Source organism: Vibrio rhodolitus, from assembly GCF_003350325.1.
GTDB classification, from domain to species: Bacteria; Pseudomonadota; Gammaproteobacteria; order Enterobacterales; family Vibrionaceae; genus Vibrio; species Vibrio rhodolitus.
The window spans coordinates 257,012-275,603 of the sequence record NZ_QLYZ01000003.1 but is presented as its reverse complement, the minus strand read 5'-3'; the positions used below and the strand labels follow the sequence as shown (position 1 = coordinate 275,603).

At 45.4% G+C, this 18,592-nt stretch carries 15 protein-coding genes; all 15 read left to right on the top strand.

What is annotated here, in order from left to right; all coding sequences use genetic code 11:
- The first annotated feature begins 239 nt into the window (after positions 1-239).
- The 15 genes from rarD (at position 240) to DPF93_RS04735 (ending at position 18,493) form a co-directional block, all read left to right on the top strand.
- Positions 240-1,172 carry an EamA family transporter RarD gene (rarD, locus tag DPF93_RS04805; RefSeq protein ID WP_114765073.1) on the top strand — a complete coding sequence of 311 codons (933 nt, stop codon included), beginning with the start codon at positions 240-242 and terminating at the stop codon, positions 1,170-1,172.
- Positions 1,173-1,438: 266 nt separating this feature from the next.
- Positions 1,439-2,548 carry a tetratricopeptide repeat protein gene (locus DPF93_RS04800; protein ID WP_114765072.1) on the top strand — a complete coding sequence of 370 codons (1,110 nt, stop codon included), beginning with the start codon at positions 1,439-1,441 and terminating at the stop codon, positions 2,546-2,548.
- Between the two features lie 20 nt (positions 2,549-2,568).
- Positions 2,569-4,083 (top strand): 4Fe-4S dicluster domain-containing protein, encoded by a 1,515-nt coding sequence (locus DPF93_RS04795; protein WP_114765071.1) that lies wholly within the window; start codon positions 2,569-2,571, stop codon positions 4,081-4,083.
- A complete protein-coding gene (locus DPF93_RS04790) occupies positions 4,083-4,394 on the top strand; it encodes a hypothetical protein (protein WP_075650808.1) in 312 nt (103 codons plus the stop codon). Before DPF93_RS04795 ends, DPF93_RS04790 begins: the two co-directional genes overlap by 1 nt.
- A gap of 231 nt (positions 4,395-4,625) precedes the next feature.
- Positions 4,626-5,831, top strand: coding sequence for an FMN-binding protein (locus tag DPF93_RS04785; protein ID WP_244204677.1), 1,206 nt, complete (start codon positions 4,626-4,628; stop codon positions 5,829-5,831).
- Between the two features lie 3 nt (positions 5,832-5,834).
- A complete protein-coding gene (locus tag DPF93_RS04780; protein ID WP_075650812.1) occupies positions 5,835-6,053 on the top strand; it encodes a hypothetical protein in 219 nt (72 codons plus the stop codon).
- An 81-nt stretch (positions 6,054-6,134) separates the two neighbouring features.
- On the top strand, positions 6,135-7,007 hold the full coding sequence (locus tag DPF93_RS04775; RefSeq protein WP_114765164.1) for a helix-turn-helix transcriptional regulator: 873 nt from the start codon (positions 6,135-6,137) through the stop codon (positions 7,005-7,007).
- Between the two features lie 618 nt (positions 7,008-7,625).
- Positions 7,626-9,449, top strand: a complete 1,824-nt coding sequence (locus tag DPF93_RS04770) for an ATP-dependent nuclease (RefSeq protein WP_114765069.1) — start codon at positions 7,626-7,628, stop codon at positions 9,447-9,449.
- 755 nt (positions 9,450-10,204) lie between these two features.
- Positions 10,205-11,695: a phospholipase D family protein gene (locus DPF93_RS04765; protein ID WP_114765068.1), complete on the top strand. Its 1,491-nt coding sequence runs from the start codon at positions 10,205-10,207 to the stop codon at positions 11,693-11,695.
- Positions 11,696-11,817: 122 nt separating this feature from the next.
- Entirely contained in the window at positions 11,818-12,819 is a 1,002-nt protein-coding gene (locus DPF93_RS04760) for a metal-dependent hydrolase (RefSeq protein WP_114765067.1), read from the top strand.
- Between the two features lie 226 nt (positions 12,820-13,045).
- The gene (locus DPF93_RS04755) at positions 13,046-13,525 is read left to right on the top strand and encodes a hypothetical protein (RefSeq protein ID WP_114765066.1); all 480 of its coding nucleotides are present in this window, start codon (positions 13,046-13,048) and stop codon (positions 13,523-13,525) included.
- Between the two features lie 112 nt (positions 13,526-13,637).
- On the top strand, positions 13,638-14,819 hold the full coding sequence (locus DPF93_RS04750) for an MFS transporter (RefSeq protein ID WP_114765065.1): 1,182 nt from the start codon (positions 13,638-13,640) through the stop codon (positions 14,817-14,819).
- Positions 14,794-15,753, top strand: a complete 960-nt coding sequence (gene yidZ / locus DPF93_RS04745; RefSeq protein ID WP_114765064.1) for an HTH-type transcriptional regulator YidZ — start codon at positions 14,794-14,796, stop codon at positions 15,751-15,753. Before DPF93_RS04750 ends, yidZ begins: the two co-directional genes overlap by 26 nt.
- A 350-nt stretch (positions 15,754-16,103) precedes the next feature.
- Positions 16,104-17,480 (top strand): hemolysin family protein, encoded by a 1,377-nt coding sequence (locus tag DPF93_RS04740; RefSeq protein ID WP_114765063.1) that lies wholly within the window; start codon positions 16,104-16,106, stop codon positions 17,478-17,480.
- The gene (locus tag DPF93_RS04735; RefSeq protein ID WP_114765062.1) at positions 17,477-18,493 is read left to right on the top strand and encodes a hemolysin family protein; all 1,017 of its coding nucleotides are present in this window, start codon (positions 17,477-17,479) and stop codon (positions 18,491-18,493) included. The genes DPF93_RS04740 and DPF93_RS04735 overlap by 4 nt, the downstream gene beginning before the upstream one ends.
- Positions 18,494-18,592 lie beyond the last annotated feature (99 nt).

The following is an 18,592-nucleotide window of genomic DNA, read 5'->3' as shown; positions in this document are numbered from 1 at the left end:
CCCCGAAAATACGCAGGGTCGCTAAATTTGAATGAGGGCATTATATTGATGACGTAGAAAATGATAATCGACTAAAATTACAAATAACTATTACGCATTTGTAATAATAAGCGGAGCTCAAATTTGGTTTATTCTCAGAGATAGAGAATTATTACTGCTGCAGCCAAAGGTTTTTTGTTGCCTATTTCTGTCTAAATCGCCAAAGTAGCGGCAGATCTCTTAATGATGCATTTTCAATCATGTTTAATAAATATAACCATTTGATGTCCGAACAATCCAAAGGCGTTTCGGCATCTATTTTATGCTCGCTGCTGTTTGCCTTAATCCCGGCGTACGTTCAACTGCAACCAGATATGGCGCCGAGTCTAATTGCTGGCGGTGACAGTCATTGGTTGGCGGTACAACGTATTTTCTGGAGTACCTTGCTGTTTGGTGCGCTGCTTTTGCTTACCAAGCGCTTACCTTTGCTTATCGAGGCGTTAAAAGAGCGCAAACAGTGGGGCAGATACCTACTCTCTGCCATTTTGGTCGCACCGCAATATTGGCTGTTTGTGTGGGCACCCGCTAACGGCGAGACGTTAAACCTTGCACTGGGTTACTTCACCCTGCCGATAGTAATGGTTTTGGTGGGGCGTTTTGTTTATCAAGAGAGCCTGACTCGGCTACAAAAAGTAGCGTGTCTATTCGCACTGCTCGGCACCATTTGGGCCTACGCACTTTCATCCGGTGTCTCTTGGGTAGTACTTGTAGTGGCGCTGGGTTACCCGCTCTATTTTATCAACCGCAAATCAATTCCACTGGCAGCCGATGTTGGCTTGGCGGTTGACCATATTATCCTGCTGCCCTTTGCCATCGCGGGTATGTTCTTCCTCTACCCAGTCGAATATTTCTTACATTTACCAGTAAGTACTTACTTCTACTATGTTGGTTTGGCTGTCGTGGCGGTAACGCCAATGCTGCTCTATTTATACGCTTATTCTAAGCTCACCGTGTCGCTATTTGGTCTGCTAGGTTATGTCGAGCCGACGTTTATTTTTATTGTTGGTTTACTGATTGGTGACACCATTGCGCTAAACGAAATGCCAACCTATCTATTTATCATTTTTGCGCTGGTTGCTCTGGTTGCCGATGGCTATAAACGCATGAGAAGTAGCCGTGCCTTACGTACATAAATGGGAAAAATAGAAATAACCGGTGCTTATAAACAGCGCCACTAATGCCTCAAAACACGCTGACTTATTTCACTTAATCATCCCTTCCCTCGCCGACCGTTCTGGAGCGGCGAGGAAAAATCCAATTTACATCACACCGTACGATTTGATCAAAATCATGTTTGCTTTCAAAGGGTAGATTTCTACCACTTTAGGGTAAAAAACTACCTTTTGACCATTTACCGAATGCTGAATATTAGCGCTGAAATTTAAGTAGGACGTTATTCATGATCAGCAGTAAATGGCTTGAACTTTACCAATACCTCAATAGCCACATCGCTTCCCTTCCATCAATCGAAACCATTGAGCCAAAGCTCAACGACCGCTTGATGTTTCTCTCAGCTCAATTTGCCAAAGCGGATGAAAAACCTGATCACAATAAAACCGATTGGCTCGAGCATGAAAGCTTTACGCTGGTACTCAGTGAGCAGTTAGAAAACCTTGAGCTTGCGAAACCTCAAGTGCAGTTTCTGTTTGAAACCCTTATGGCAGCTCAGATGTGCCAGCTTGCCATGGTCGTGACCAACCAATTTAAGTCGCAGCTGACTGAAGATGATTTTAAAACCAAATGTGGTTTGGTCTATCAGCAGCTTGGTGACTATGAGATGGCAAAGTCGATGCTTGAAGAAGCGATTGCCATTAACGCTCACAACCCAATGCTGCACTGTCACCTTGGCTTCAACCACCTTTTCACTGGCGAAAGTGACATCGCGGTTGAACACTTTAAACAAGCCATAGAGATCGACCCTAAGTTTGTCGGCGGTTACCAAAACCTTGCCGGTCTTTACTATCAAGAAAGCAATTTTGAACTGGCAGCCGAATACGCAGAGCAAGCTTTTGCCTGCGATAAATCGTTAGTCTCCACCTACATTACGGCTGTCAGTTCATACCTCGCATTGGGCAACAAAGAAAAAGCCGAGCAGTGGATCAACGCTGCTTTTGAACACCAAGTGTCATCAATTGAACTGGTGCGTTTAGCGGGCATTTCTGCCCACCAGAACGGTCGCTTAGAAGAAGCCCTTGAAGCGCTAAACCACTACCTCACAATTAACCCATCGAGCTATGACGTGATTAGCATTCGTGCCCGCGTTAAAGCAGAGCTTGGTCTCTATGGTGAGCTTGAAGATGACATCAAACAGCTACTGATTTTTGAACCTCACGACGAGTGGTGCCTAGAGCAATTGTTCCTGTGTTATTTCCATGCAGAGCAATGGGCTGATGCACAGCTTGTGATGGTCGACCTTAACCGCTTAGCCGGTCACTACAAAATTACCTACCGCGAGCAGCTCAACACCATCAACAAGAAACTGAGCCTCGATGTAGTCGAAATTAAATAAAAATAAATCTGGGAGTTAATGTGAAAGATCAAGTTGAATCAGGCGTAGCCGATACGTCTCGGCGCGATTTTCTCAAGTTAGGTGGCGTTGCAGCAGCAACTGCGACCATAGGTGCCGCGGCAGGTGCTGGCTTTGTACTAGGTCGCGATCCTGACGCTAACGTGGGTTGGGGTCGTACCGAGTCAGGTCATGATATGTACTTCAACCGCGAACCGTTTCGCGTTGATGTGGCTCCAACTATGGAAGTGGCTGGCGAGCTTATTCGCCCAGAGTGGAGTGATTTCCTTTTCCACCGCACTCGCGTACTTGGCGCTGAAATGAAAAAAGGTTGGATTCCAACCAAAGACTGGCGTGATATTCCTAACGAACGTGTACGTGAATACTACTCACGTTACCCAGAGCGTTGGGACGACATGTACCAATCGTTTGAAGAGAAAGCGGAGCACTCACAAAACTTTGAGCGTCACCGTTCACGCTTCGCGATTGGCTGGGCATACTCAGCAGCTTACATGCGCGGTGTGTACAGTGACTTCCCACCAAAACCACAAGGTCACCCAGACGAAGTGGACTTCCAGTGGGTTAAACGCACTAAGCAAGAATTTAAATCTCCAAAACACGCTTCTGAGCTAATCAAGAAGATGGCGTTTAAATTCGGCATGAGCATCGTGGGTATCACTAAGCTCGATCCGAACTTCGTGTTTAAAAACACCATGCGCGGCATGCCAGATTGGGATGAAAGCATTCCGAAACACTGGAAGAACGTGATCATCTTCGGTACGCCAATGAACTGGGACCCAATGTACGCCGCAATCGGCTACTCAACCTCATACGATGGCTACTTCCGTGCCAAAAACGCGGCGGGTTTGATGGCAGCCTTCCTTGGTGAGCTTGGCTATGCGGCTCGTCCACAATGGCCAGGTTCAGACTATGAAATCGTTGTACCACCACTGGCTATCCAAGCAGGTATGGGTGAAGCGGCGCGTAACGGTATTTTGCTTACGCCTGAGCTTGGTCCAAACATTCGTTTGGCCGCGGTGATCACTGAGCTTGATCTGGAAGCGGATAAACCGATCGACACCAAGGTTAAGCACTTCTGTGAAGAATGTAAGATCTGTGCCGACTCTTGCCCAAGTGGCTCAATCAGTAAAGCCGATAAGCCGGATGATATCGTGCGCGGTTACCGCAAGTTTGCCTTTAACCAAGACAGCTGCTGGACCATGTGGCGTCAAGGTCCAACTGAAACGGCAATGGGTTGTCGTGTTTGTATTGCTGTGTGTCCTTACACGCGTAAAAACAACTGGATCCACGCGCTGGTGAAAGAAACCGACCCACGCGATCCAACCGGCATGACGCGTAAAACACTGCTCGCGATGCAACACAACTTCTTCTACTACCCAGAAGCAGAAGCCTACCACGGCGACTGGAATGGCGGTCGCTTTGCTGGCTACCACCAACCGCCAGAGTGGATGCGCAGCGAGAACTACCTCGCGGTAGAGAAAACTTGGGAATACGACGGTAACTGGGAGGGATTCTAATGTTTCCACAATCGACTGTACTCGACCCGCTATTTTGGATGGCATTTGGCGCGCTGCAAGTGCTGGTGTTTGCTGGCGCAAACCAATGGGCTAAACAGTTCCAACTCGGCATGAACTGGTGGAAATGGGCATTGGTTGGCGGTTGGTGGGCATCACTGGTGCTAACCGTCGCGGGCGCCTTTACCCTACTGGGTGAAAACGAAGGTATGGCAGGCTGGTACTTCCTCGGCTTCGTTGGCACAGGCTTAATCATTGGTGGTGCTATCTTGCTACGAGTGCTTATCGCACTTAAGCCAAAGACAGCAAACTAATCGGTGTTTTAGAATAAGTTAAGGAGCAAGCCACAAGGTCAGTATTCACTTGTGGCTTGTTATACCAATCAGCATAAGTCTTTGATCATTCTTGCTGATTAAAATCGCTGATAACGTTGTTGCAGATTTTGTAATTAGAATAACTAGTTAGCGGCAATCTGCGCCTAGTTCTAAGCGATTTTCCTTGCGCAATTTTCTGACCACTTACTTATCCTGTTTGGTATTAGTTTTATGGCTGAACGAAAACAAAAAACAAATCGAAATAAAAACCTAGAGAAGATCGCCAGCATCGCATCTATTTTGCTGCTGATTTTGGCTTGGTACTTGGGCGGTCTACGCACCAACAACTCACAAGCGCAATTCTTTCAACACATTTCCACTGCGGGCAGTGAACTGGTTGAAGTCTCACCTAACTTGTACCAGCTTGTTGGTGCTGATGGCGACAAAGCACAAGCTAAATGGGTCAGTTTTGGCTCTGGCGTAGGCTATGGCGGCGAACTGACCGTTGGCGCTGTGTTTACTCCATCAGGCGAAGTGGAAACGATCTCGCTGCTTTCATCCAAAGAGACCTCGTCATACTTTGACAAAGTAGTAGAAGAAAAACTGCCAGAGAACCTGTTAGGTCAGCGCGTGAAAACCTCACTGCATGTCGATGCGGTTACCGGCGCAACACTGACCTCTGAGGCTTATATTACTGCCGTAGACCAAGCTGCGGATCCAGTGCGCGAGGCGCTGTATGGCTACCGCCTATCAGAGCAAGCGTCTGCATTGAGTTACTTCAAGTGGTTAGATGCAGCGGCGTTGGTGTTCTTTGCTTTAGCAGTGTGGGTGAACCGTACCCGCTCTGAGCACAAAGTGAAGTTCAATATCGCTATTCTTGGTGGCTCAACCATCTTGTTTGGCTTCCACTCTGCTTCGCTTTACTCGGCTTCTATTATGGGCGGCGCGATTTATGGCTCATGGATTTCTGGTGTGGCTAACTACACGCCGTTTATCTTGCTCGCTCTAAGTATCGGCTACATTTTTTACTACAATCGCAATATCTACTGCGAAAGCTTGTGCCCATTCGGTGCGGTACAAAAATGTTTAGCCAAAGTGGGTAACGCCAAATCCTCGCCTATCCGTAACGAGCTATTTATCTGGTTTCCACGCGTCTTACTGTTAGTCACGCTTTGCCTTGGCGCGTACTTCCGCAGCCCAGCCGCGTTTGTCTATGAACCATTTGGTATTGCCTTTGGCATGATTGGTGGCATGTACCTATTTGTGCTGACGGTGATGATCATCTTAACCTCGCTAGTAGTGCGTCGCCCTTGGTGTCAGAGCCTTTGCCCAGTCAATGCCATGACAGACTTCTTGGTGTTTAACAAGAGCTGGTTCAAGCAGTCTCGTGCGAAAAAGAGCAAAGTCCGTCGCCCGATGAAACAGGACAAGGAGTAACCCATGAGAAAACATATCTCTCTTGCTTTTTACTGTTTAGCCTCGGTGGTGATTGTGCTGCAGCTTGCCACCAGCTTTGTTAGCCTAACTAGTGAACAAAGCCAGCAACAATTACTGCATAGTGTGACCAAGCCAGTAGAAAAACCTGTGGTTGTAGTAGAAAGTAAGCCGCAAGTTGACTTTAAGCAGATGGCGCAAGATATGGAAAGCGAACAGTACTAACCATATCGCCTCATCAATAACTAGAAGAATAAAATCAGGAGCTTAGTGTTACCGTTAACATTAAGCTCCTTCGTGCTATCTATGAGTTGTAAAAGTATTCCCCTTGAGCGCATGCGCTCTGAATCCGGATTAACCAATCCCTATATTTACCGTATTTCTGAGCTTTACCAAGCGCGCAGTTTGGACGATGTTTCATGCCATCATCGGCTTAACTTCAGCGCGTTGATTTACATAACTGAAGGTGAAGGTCAGCACTATATTGATCACCAGTTGCATCGCATCAAAGCGGGCACGCTGATTTCCTTGGGTAAGAACCAGATCCACGCCTTTGCCAAAACCCGCACTGTCGACGGATTTGTGGTGCCGTTTAACTGCACCTTTCTTGCTGAACACAAGCAAGACCCTTACTTTGATTCGATTATTGCCGCACTCGTGCATGTAAACTGCACCCACGATATTGGCGAAGATATTGATGCCCTCTTTCGTGTCATGGTCAGTGAGTTTTACTCTGACTCTGAGTTTCGTGCTGAGATCATTCGCAATCTGCTGCGCACTATCTTACTCAAATCAATTGTGCCGCTTTACAAGCAAAACGCTCAGCAAATGCAAAACCTCGGCGCCAGCGATTTTTACCGCCTAAAGAACTACATTGATGAGCACTTTAGCCAGCGCCCATCCGTCGCCGAAATGGCGCTGGTGCTAGGCAAAAGCGTCAAGCAATTAGACAAGCTTGCTAAAGATAACGCCGGTATTAGCGTCAAAGAACTGCTCGATGAGCGCGTTTTAATTGAAGCCAAGCGCCAACTGGCATTTAGCCAATACGCGATTGCGGATATCGCCGCTGATCTTGGTTTTAATGAAGCGACTAATATGACGAAGTTTTTTAAGCGTCATACCGGGGTAAGCCCAAAGGATTTTAGGCAGTTGTGTCGGATGGGGTTGAGGAATCAGTAAGGGGCTTTGGATGCGGGATGCGGGATGCGGGATGCCAATATTTGTCATCCTCGCGAAAGTGAGGATCTTGCTTTTTAATTTTCTGACCTTGATATTGCGGAATGTCCCGCTTAAAAGCCTGTCGCTCTCTTTTCCCTTACTGTAAGCGGTCCAGTTACTCTTTGTCTTACCAAAGAGTAACCAGAAAGGCGCTTTTGTATCTCTGACTTTGTCCGGCCGGTTTTAGGCGTTCCCGACGCCGAAAACCTAAAAATGCTGTCCTGCATTTTTGCCTAGGGTGATAGTTATCTTTAACCAATTGAAAACATCTGGGCGAAGAATATTTAAACTCAGCTCTGCCCCATTATTGGTTTGACCTTTTACTCATTCATTCCTTTTCACGTTTTTTGCAATACTAAAAGTTATCCATTCTTCTCAATTCTATTGGCTGTTAATCCCCTAGATGTAATACGAGGTGAAATTCACTATTTTAATGACTCGCTTCACCTTTTACGATGCTTGGTCAACTCTTAAATGCAAAGATATTGTTTATACGCAACCTTATTAGTACGATACTCTGATTTTTTAAAGGTTATAAACGATTTATAACATTTAATATATTTCGTCAGAGAGAAAAATATGGCAGTAAAACTCGAAAAACTAATAATTTCTAACTTTCGATCTATTGGTTCAACACCGGTTGGTATAGATCTAGACGACATTGTTATTCTTGTTGGAGGTAATAACTTCGGTAAGAGCACAATATTAAAGGCTTACCAAATAGCAGTTAATAACGAAAAGATCGGTAAGGAAGATTTCCACAATCAAATTACGAATGATCCTGATGCGAAACCTACTATCGAATTACATATGATCTGTGATGGCGACGATAGACCAAGCAAAAATTTTAGAGAAATTATTCAAGGCGATTCATGTAGAGTTAAAGAAAAATACGTTTGGGAGGCAGTTAACACAGCACCTACACGATTAGGTTTTCGAGTAGACCTAGATAGATATCCGAATGTAAATGAAGACCCTACGCCACATCGACCATGGGCTAGCGACAATGCATCACGTAAGAAGAGACCAAAAGCACACTTGATTGGAACATTTGATAATCCCGACGATCAAAATGAATCAATTAAAAAAATTCTACTCGATGTGGTACTTGAAGAAAAAATTCGAAGCTTTAAGCCTACAGAAAAGCTTTCTGATTTCGATACATTACATGACCAGTTTAATGAACTAAAAAAAGAGTTTGTTGCGTCAACTAGAGACGAAATATCAAATATTGCTAAAGAGATTACGGAGTATGCTTCTAAAATTGTTCCAGATCATAAGTTTGAAATTAATCTGTCGGACTCTGAAATCGAAGGTACAAATCTAAAGCTATTTGACGCGAAAGAAATTGATATTACGTTTGGTAAAGGCGAGCAAATGTTTCCGGTCGCTAATCATGGAAGCGGGGCAAGAAGGACCTTATTGTGGTCTGTTCTAAAGAAAATTGCAGATCTTGGCTTTGAATCTAGTACCGGCAAAGCAAAACCTAAGGCTCTCGGTGAAATTAAATCCCATCTACTACTCTTAGATGAACCTGAGTTGAGCTTACACCCTAGTGCTTGCCGAGATACTCGTGACATGCTCTATGACGTAGCAGAGCGCTATGATAATTGGCAGGTAATGATAACTACTCATTCTCCTTGCTTTATTGACCTAACTCGAGACCATACAAAGATTATCCGAGTAGAGAGTCAGGGAGAAAATATAGTCGCCACTACGATATTCAAACCTAATGACGTTAATTTTAGCAAAGACGAAATTGAATCGTTAAAATTGCTTAATATGTTAAATCCCGATTCTATGGAGTTTTTTTTCGGTGGCCGCGTTCTACTGGTCGAAGGTGATACTGAATACACGGCATTTGGTAAAGTCATAAGCGACTTAAAAGCTGAAGGGAACAGCTCTTTAGACGATCTACTCATTGTTAGGTGTGGTGGTAAAGTACAAGTGGCAATGTTCATGAAAATACTTAACCATTTCAATAAAAAGTATTATGTCTTGCATGATATTGATTGCAAAGAAATTATTAAAAATCGCTGGATGAAAAACGCTCAAGGTGTTAAAGAAAAGAGACGCAGAAAGGAGGTAAATCCTGCATGGTCGAATAATTCAAAGATTTTAGATCAAATGACTGAGTTTAGTACAGTCTTTGCTTCTGTTATTGATTTTGAAACCGCGTATTTTGATTTTGGCATAGATGGCGGGAAGCCAGAAAATGCTATTAATATGCTTAAGGACGCGGAGATGTATGAGACTGTGAAAAACTTGCTTCTCGCAATTGTAAATGATGATGACGCGTTACTGCCTCAGAGCACGGTTAAATGGGATCGTCTCGAAGTGATTTCGGATAAGTTTGACACATACGCTCGAAGCAACCCTGAAGTAATACCAAATATCGATTGATCTATAGCTTTAACATATATTAATAACAAAGGCTCCGTTTGGAGCCTTTATATCTAACGTTTTGAAATCGATAATTCTTGCTAGCCTTAATAGCCTTGTACACGTGACGAGTTCTAACTCTAGCTGGATTTATAAAAGCGCAATTCCGACTAAGATTTCTTGTAGTGTTACATGCAGGCCTGAAACAGTAAATAGGGTCAGATCTAGTCTTTTGTCTACCAATAACGAATCACAAGATCTACCCCACAACAGAGCCAAATGACTCCACTACCCTAGGTAAAAATGCAGGAGGCATTTTTAGGTTTTCGGCGTCGGGAACGCCTAAAACCGGCCGGGCAGCGCGTGCATTTCAAAAGCGCCTTTCTGATTACTCTTTGGCAAGACAAAGAGTAATTGGACCGCTTACACAAAGCTCAAAAGGATCACTCCAGTTTTAAGCGGGACATACCCACCCACTAACTCAACAAGCCACTGAATTTAAACAAAAAGATTCCCGCCTACGCGGAAATGACAAAGTTTGAGTTTATCATTCAAAAGCGTACAAATAGCAAATCACCATGGCAAGACAAAGAGTAATTGGACCGCTTACACAAAGCTCAAAAAGATCGTTTCAGTTTTAAGCGGGACATACCTTCCCAACTAATCCACCAACTCAAAAATAACAACGATATGGATTAGATCGATATAAAAAACAACGAATTGTGTTAACTTAATTCATCACGCTGTTCAAAGGATGAATTGAGTTGAAAAGATGGATGACGTTGCTGATCAGTGTCTTATTGCTGGTTGGCTGTGAATCAAGCGCAGAGTTTAGCCCCAAGGTTGCCACCTACCACGTAGGCTTTGATAATACTTCGGAGTTGGCGGCATTTTTCCAACCGCCAACTAATACGCCTGCGCAGTATTCTGGCTTTTACCCGCTTGGCACAGGGCACGATGCGCTACTGACACGCCTTGCGATGATCGAGTCCGCTTCAAGCTCTCTTGACCTTCAGTACTACATTTTCCGAGATGATGAGACCAGCCAATTGCTTATCTGGCGCGTGTTTGAAGCAGCCGAACGAGGGGTAAAAGTCAGGCTACTGCTTGATGATATGCAAAGCCGTAAAGACAGCACCATCGCCTATTTGAACAATCATCCCAATATTGAAATTCGTCTGTTTAACCCACATCAGCACCGTTATTTACGGATGTTGTCATGGGTAACCGAAGGTGATCGCCTCAATCGTCGCATGCACAACAAATCCCTCACCGCTGATGGCGTGGTCTCGGTAGTGGGCGGGCGTAATATTGGCAATGAATATTTTTCATTCCGCTCTGATGTCGAGTTTGGTGATTTCGATTTGCTGCTCTACGGTCCGGTCGTAGAGCAAACTCAAGTCCAGTTCGATCATTACTGGAACAGTGAGTTCGCCGTCCCTATCGCCTGGCTGCATAAAATTGATGGCGCACTAAACCAGCAAGACATCGAGCAATGGCGAAAAACATCAAGAGTTGAGCATGAGTTCACCAGTGACGAGTACAGTTTTGAGACGCTACCGCTGTATCAAAACATTATGCATAAGCAAGTTACTCTCAATTGGGGTGACGCGGTTTTATTGTACGATTTACCTAAAAAAATCGACAACGGACAAAGCCAACTTATTGATGGTCTTGCGCAGCTACTTGCCAACGTAAACCACTCGGCAATTATTGTTTCGCCATACTTTGTGCCAACAGAAGCCGGTACGAAAGCGCTAATCAAAGCAGCCCAAAGAGGCAAAAAAATCACCATTCTTACCAACTCTCTTGCGTCTAACGATGTGTTTGCGGTGCACGGTTGGTATGCTAAATACCGTGAAGAATTAGTCAAAGGTGGTATCGAGCTTTGGGAGATGAAAGCCAACGCTAAAATCGAGCACAAATGGAGTGTCACGGGCAGCAGTCGCTCGAGTCTGCACGCTAAAGTGATGTTACTTGATGAGCAGAAGATGTTTGTTGGCTCAATGAATATGGACCCGCGCTCGGCTGAGCTTAATACTGAAATGGCAGTTGTATTTGACCACTCTGAGTATGTCCAAACGGCTCAACAAGGGCTGTTGGAACTACTAAAAACGAGCGCGTATAAATTAGAGCTGCAAGACGATGAGCTAGTATGGCGCGACTACCAAACCCATCAGCTATTCGATAGCGAACCCGATGCGGGTTGGTTATTGCGCAGCGGCGCGTGGTTAAGTGGGTTGCTGCCTATCGAGAGTTTTCTGTAGGTTGATAAGCAAACTCATTGCCTTAGAACATGTCTTACAACATACCTAGAAACATCATCCAGCCGGTGATTTGCTACACTCAATTGATACGTTTTAGTCTCGCGCTATCAATGAGTTAATTTATGGATCCATTAACGCAAGGTGTACTAGGAGCCGCTTTAAGCCAATCGGCCAGCAACAAGAATCATCTGTTGGTTGCTGGCGCTTTAGGTCTGCTTGCGGGAATGGCGCCAGACTTAGATGTGTTGATCCAATCATCCAATGACCCATTACTGTTTCTAGAATATCATCGCCGATTTACTCACTCACTGCTGTTTATCCCATTCGGTAGCTTACTCTGTGGATTGGTTTTGCACCCTCTAATCGCCAAACGGCAGAGGTTTTCATTTAAACAAAGCTGGCTCTACTGCGCGCTCGGTTACTCGACTCATGCCCTGCTCGACGCGTGCACGACTTATGGCACACAGCTTTTATGGCCTCTATCCACTGAGCGATTTGCGTGGAACACCATCTCCGTGATTGATCCACTCTTCACCTTGCCACTGCTGATCTTACTGTTTTTCGCCACATTAAAACGCACGCCTTGGTTGGCACGGATTGCTTTTGCTTGGGCATTGCTGTATCCCTCTTTAGGTATGATTCAGCGAGATCGCGCAGAAGCGGCTGGATGGCACTTAGCCGAGCAGCGGCAACACACACCGGCTCGGCTTGAAGCCAAGCCTAGCTTTGGCAATATTCTGTTGTGGAAAGTAGTTTACGAAACCGAGCATCGCTACTTTGTTGATGCGGTCAGAGTGGGTACATCCGTCAAAACTTATCCGGGCGAATCTATCACTAGGCTCAAAATAAGCAGAGATTTACCTTGGCTCACGCCTGATTCGCAACAAGCGAAAGATATCGAGCGTTTTCGCCGTTTTTCTGATGATTATTTGGCTCAAGACCCAAACGATGCAATGCGGATTGTCGATGTGCGATATTCCATGCTCCCCAATCAAATTAACCCGCTGTGGGGCATTACCCTTTACCCCTCGGCCGATAAAACGCAGCACGCTAAATACACCACCCATAGAGACAATAGCCCGGTCAATCGAGAAGCTTTCCTCTCCATGTTGCTTGGTGAGTAACAAGCTTAACTCGTCACTTTTAGAAAAATCGCGCAAGGTGCCAGCAAGAATAAAATGTGCCACAAGTCACATTTCATCATCCTGCCTTCCGCTTTCTTTGCGTAAATAAATCCATTTGATGTACATGGCTTCGCCCTAGTGAATGACACAAGATAGCAACCATAGAGAGGCAGCCATTTAGCGCTGCATCCAATCAAACGAACAACGCAAATGGGTAGGAAATCATATGTCTTTCAACAATCTTAAAAACAACGCAAATATGGAAAAAATTCAAACATTAAACACTAAGAACAAGTTGCTCGTCGGTGGTTGCGCTGCTGCGGTTATCTTAGCCGCAACCTTGTTATTTGGCGGCGGCGAGACTGGTATTCTCAGCTCCAGTTTTCCAACCGATGGCAGTAGAGAGGAGCAATGTGAGTTTTTTACTGAGTATCAAAACGCCTTTTATCAAGCCGCTATCGATGGCATGAATGCAGATGACATTAAACAGTTAATGCGAAAAGACACTAAGTCATTGGAAGAAATAAAAAACATTAGCTCCACTGTCGAAAAAGAGTTCTATAAGCAAAAAACAAAAATCATTGAGGGTCGCGCACTGTCTAATTTGACCGACAGCCTGCAAGAAGATCGTCTGACTGAAAGCGAACTTGCGCAAAAGCTGGCGAAATCGCGAGAGCGTGCACTAAAAAGATGTTTGGCGTTATAAGCTTCAACCTAAACAGCCCATGTCGTAGATGGACATACCTAATGTCGCCGTTACCACTCGCTGTCTAACACTCACCTCACTAATATCTAGCGCAATAATTAGTGAGGTGATTATGTTTCGTATTTTATTATCTAGTTTCTTTCTTGTTCTGCTCTACCCCACCGCGATTGACCTCTATCTAGTAGGGCTCCCGCAAATAGCCGCTGACTTAAAAGCCAGTGAGTCGCAGCTACATATGGCATTTTCAATTTATCTAGCGGGTATGGCTGCCACCATGCTGTTTGCTGGCAAGATTTCCGATGTGATTGGACGTAAACCTATAGCGATAATTGGTTCTGCGATATTTATTGCTGCATCGTTTTTTGCGGGTATGGCACAAGATGCTGGCATCTTTTTGGCCGCTCGTTTCGCCCAAGGCATTGGTGCAGGAGCCTGTTATGTGGTGGCATTCGCCATCTTACGCGATAGTTTGGAAGACCAACTTAGAGCAAAAATACTCTCCATGCTCAATGGTATCACCTGCATTATTCCTGTGATTGCTCCGGTAATTGGTCACCTGATCATGCTCAAGTTCCCATGGCAAACACTCTTTACTACCATGGCATGGATGGGCATTGCTGTCTGTTTGCTTTCAGCTTTGATCTTTAAAGAAACCAGAAGCAAAACACCAAAAGGTCATCAATCCACTTCGCCAGCAGGTCAAGAATCACTACTCAACCTTTTCTTTATTAGTCGACTAGTCATTGCCGCACTAGGAGTGACGACGATTCTAACCTATGTCAATGTGTCACCGATGATTCTAATGGGAGAGCTCGGCCTCGATCGCGCTGGTTACTCGTCAGTGATGGCCGGTACTGCCTTAATTAGTATGCTGACGTCGTTCTCAGCACCATTTGCTCTAAATTACTTTAAACAACAAACCTTGATGATTAGCTCGCAAGTTTTGTTATTTGTATCGGCAGTTCTACTTGCAACGATAACGCTCGAACCACTCATCACAATTTTGAGTTATGGGCTGATTTGCGCCGGCTTCTCTATCGGTTTTGGTGTCACAATGAGTCAAGCTCTCAGCCAATTCTCACAAAATGCAGGCGTTGCCAGTGCTTTACTTGGCATCGCTCAAGTCTGTTGCTCGGCAATATATATTTGGTTTATGGGGATAGTTGGCGTTAATGCACTGAATATGTTGGTTTTTGCTCTAGCAATTGGTAGCACATTCAGTTTGGCTCTAATACTATTAAACTCTAAACTCACTGACGAAAACCATTATGAAGAAGTCTCTAGCCCGTCTTGATTTGAATTTGTTGTTCACCTTACAGCTGCTGCTTCAAGAGCAAAGCGTTTCCAAGGCGGCTAAGAAGCTCAATCTAACTCCGTCAACAGTGAGCAAATCGCTCAATAAACTGCGCGACTGGTTTGACGATCCGCTGTTTGTTAAGACACCTAAAGGCTTAACGCCTACACCATTGGCGCAAAGTATGGAGCAAGACCTAGCTGATTGGCTGCAAATAGGTAGCCAAATTGCAGAAAAGCGCAGCGATATCGCAGCAAAAGGCGTTCGTTTTAACCTCTGTATTGAATCCCCTTTAGTGTTGACGATTTTATCTGATTTACTACTCGCGATTCATCAACGCTATCCAGATGCTAAGGTCAAAACCAGCAACTGGGACTACGACTCCATAGATGCGATTGTGCTTGGTGAAATGGATATTGGATTTACTGGCAGAGAAAGTCATCCGCTTTCAAAAGAGTCCTTGGATCTCTTACCCTACTTTATCGATTTTGAAGTGCTTTCTAGCGACTTGCCCGTGGTGTATTTACGCAAAGATCACCCTGCACTTAAGCAAGAGTGGAACCTTGCGGCATTTTTAAGTTATCCGCATATCAATATTACTTGGGAAAAAAGCGAGAAATGGGCGCTAGATGATGTGTTGACAGAACTAGGGTTACAACGTGACGTCTCGTTGACTATGTCCAGCTTTGAGCAATCACTCTTTATGGCAGCACAACCTGGGCATAACATGCTGACTACTGCACCGAAATATGCACTAAATTACGTCAAAAACCTTCACCCCGATTTAGTATGTCTGCCGATTCCTATCGACTCTCCATTGCAAGAAAAGCTCGCCACACCATTCACTATGATTTGGCATAAACGTAATGCCTATAACCCTAAACTGATCTGGTTAAAAGAGACCATTAAAACGCTCTACGCTAAAGTTCACTGAATAACGACGAACTGGATCAATACAACTGCACAATAGAAGGGTTGAAAAATTGATCGGATGATTAAAACACTGACTTTATATAATGACATTGTAACAACTGGTAACGCCCGAAAAGGTTATTCGCACATCATATCGTTTGCAACATCAAGTATTTTCTCACAAAGTTGTATCTCTCGCCTCTCCGTTTACTTTTGGTTACCGAAAGGGTGCAAAACTATTAATAGACGATTTTATTAACAGACAAATATACTGCGATTCCTGTTATTACCTTAGGAATACTGTGTGGATACCGATTCAAGTCGATTGTGTAACTCCTTATTAACTCTGTGTTACCAAAGGAGGTACCAACAATGATTGAACCTCTAATTACCCTTCTGTTTGGCATTCTATTTATCTTGGCAATTATTGCCGCAAACGGCTATTTCGTTGCTCAAGAGTTTGCCTATATGGCGGTCGATAGAACCAGACTCGCCACTTTCGCCGCCTCTGGCGATGCCGCCGCTAAACGCGCCCTTTCCGTCACTAAACGCACCAGCTTTATGCTGTCAGGTGCGCAGCTTGGCATTACTGTTACTGGTCTTGTGCTAGGCTTTGTCGCTGAGCCTTTGGTCGGCCGTTCACTTGGCGTGTTACTGCAAAACTTTGGCATTGAGCTTGAAACCGGTATCGCAGTTGGTACGGTGGCAACATTAGTCATCGCCATGGTGGTACAAATGATCCTGGGTGAGCTTTACCCAAAAAACCTTGCCATCGCCAACGCTGAGCCAATGTCTCGCATGCTATCTCGCTCTACGCTGATTTACATGTCTGTATTTGGCTGGTTTATCAGCTTCTTCGACAAATCTGCCAACTTGCTATTGCGTGCGGTGCGTATCGAGCCCGTGCATGATTTAGACGTCAGCGCATCAGAAGAAGATCTGCACCATATCATCGCCAACTCTCGCAACAGCGGTGATTTACCCGTGGAACTCTCGTTCATGATGGACCGAATCCTCGACTTCCCAGCGCGCGACGTTGAACACGCAATGGTGCCTCGTTCACAAGTCGATTGGGTTGAGCCAGAGACAACACTTACCGAGCTTTTGTCGCTGATGGCACAAGCTCATACTCGCTACCCGGTAATCAATGACGATGATGCGCCAGTGGGTGTCGTGCACCTTGCTGATGTGCTAAATAAAATCGAAACTGGGCATGCTGATGCGACCGTTTCATCGGTCATGCGCCCTGCGACCGTCTTACCGACTTTGATGAGACTGCCTGACGCCCTAGACCAGCTCGTAACATCGACCAACCAATTGGCTTGTGTTATCGATGAATACGGCGGTTTTGCTGGGGTGTTGACCATCGAAGATTTGGCGATGGAAATCGTTGGTGAAATCACTGACGAACACGATATGGACAATAGCAATGCCGTCGTATCGGAAGGTGACAAAGTCTGGTTAATGACTGGCAATGTTCACCTTGATGAAGTGAAGCGTGCGATTGGGTACGATCTACCAAGACGTGATGTAGAAACCATTGCTGGGATGCTGATTGCCGAAAAAGGCGCACTGCCTGTTAATGGCGAAATGATCACCGTCGCGCTGCCAATCGATCCTTCGGAACTCGCTTCTGGCGAACCACTATTGCGTCACTTAGAGGTAAGCGTGCTGCGCATCGAACGACACGTGCCAACGGATGTGCGTGTAAAACTGGTAGAGAAATCAATCTTGGAGAAGAAAAAATGAACGACCCATTGATTGTTTCTGTTATCACTTTCGCGCTGATTGTTTTAAGTGGTTTCTTCGTCATCATCGAGTTCGCTTTATTGGGTGCTCGTCGACATCGCCTTGAAGAAATGGCGGTTGAAAGTCGCTCTGCGCGCGCGGCACTACGAGGCATGAACGACCTAACGCTAATGCTGGCCGGTGCGCAGCTCGGTATTACTTTCTGTACCTTTGCATTAGGCGCAGTCACCAAACCTGCTGTTGATCAATGGGTAGGCCCGGTCTTTATTGCGGTTGGCATGCCAGAATGGCTAGCAGATGGCGCAGCTTTTGGCTTTGCTCTGTTTGTCGTGACCTTCCTTCACTTAGTTGTTGGCGAAATGGCGCCAAAATCATGGTCGATTGCGCATCCTGAGAAATCAGCGCTGGCTATCGGTATTGTCGCGAGAGCCTATGTTTGGCCGCTGCGTCCATTACTTAACTGGATTAACAGTATCGCCAACCGTTTGGTGAAAGCCTCAGGTGTTGAACCGGTGGAAAGCGCGGCTGTTGGCGGGCAAGACATTGATACCATTCGCCAGTTGGTGGAGCATTCTGGCAACGTTGGCACGCTGCAACCAAAAATCCAAAAGCAGCTTTCTGGTCTTATCGATCTTAGCTCGATTCAGATTGAATCTTTGGTTACTAAAGGTCAGGTGATGGCGCATGTCGACAAAAATGCTACCGTGGCAGACGTGCGTGCAGCCGCGATGGAATCAGGTCACTTGCGTATTCTCGTGTTTGGTAACAGTGGACTAAAACCTTTAGTTGTCCATGTGCGTGATACGTTACTCGAGCCAGCGGATCGACCAGCTCGTGAAGTAGCACGTAATGCTTATGTGCTCGACTCTAAAACACCGGTCTACGAAGCACTCGCCCGCATGCGCGAAGCCAGTGTCCAGCTAGCGGTCGTGAGTAAAGATGAAAAAATGGTCGGTGTGGTAACACTTGCCGACATTTTAAAGCGTGTTCTACCGACAACTTCAGTAAACTAAGTTGATAAGCTTATCAACCGCACTACTCATCCCCAAGTAACTTAAAGTGCTTGGGGGTGCAAGTTAACAACGCTGCCATTGGGCGGCGTTTTTTATCGC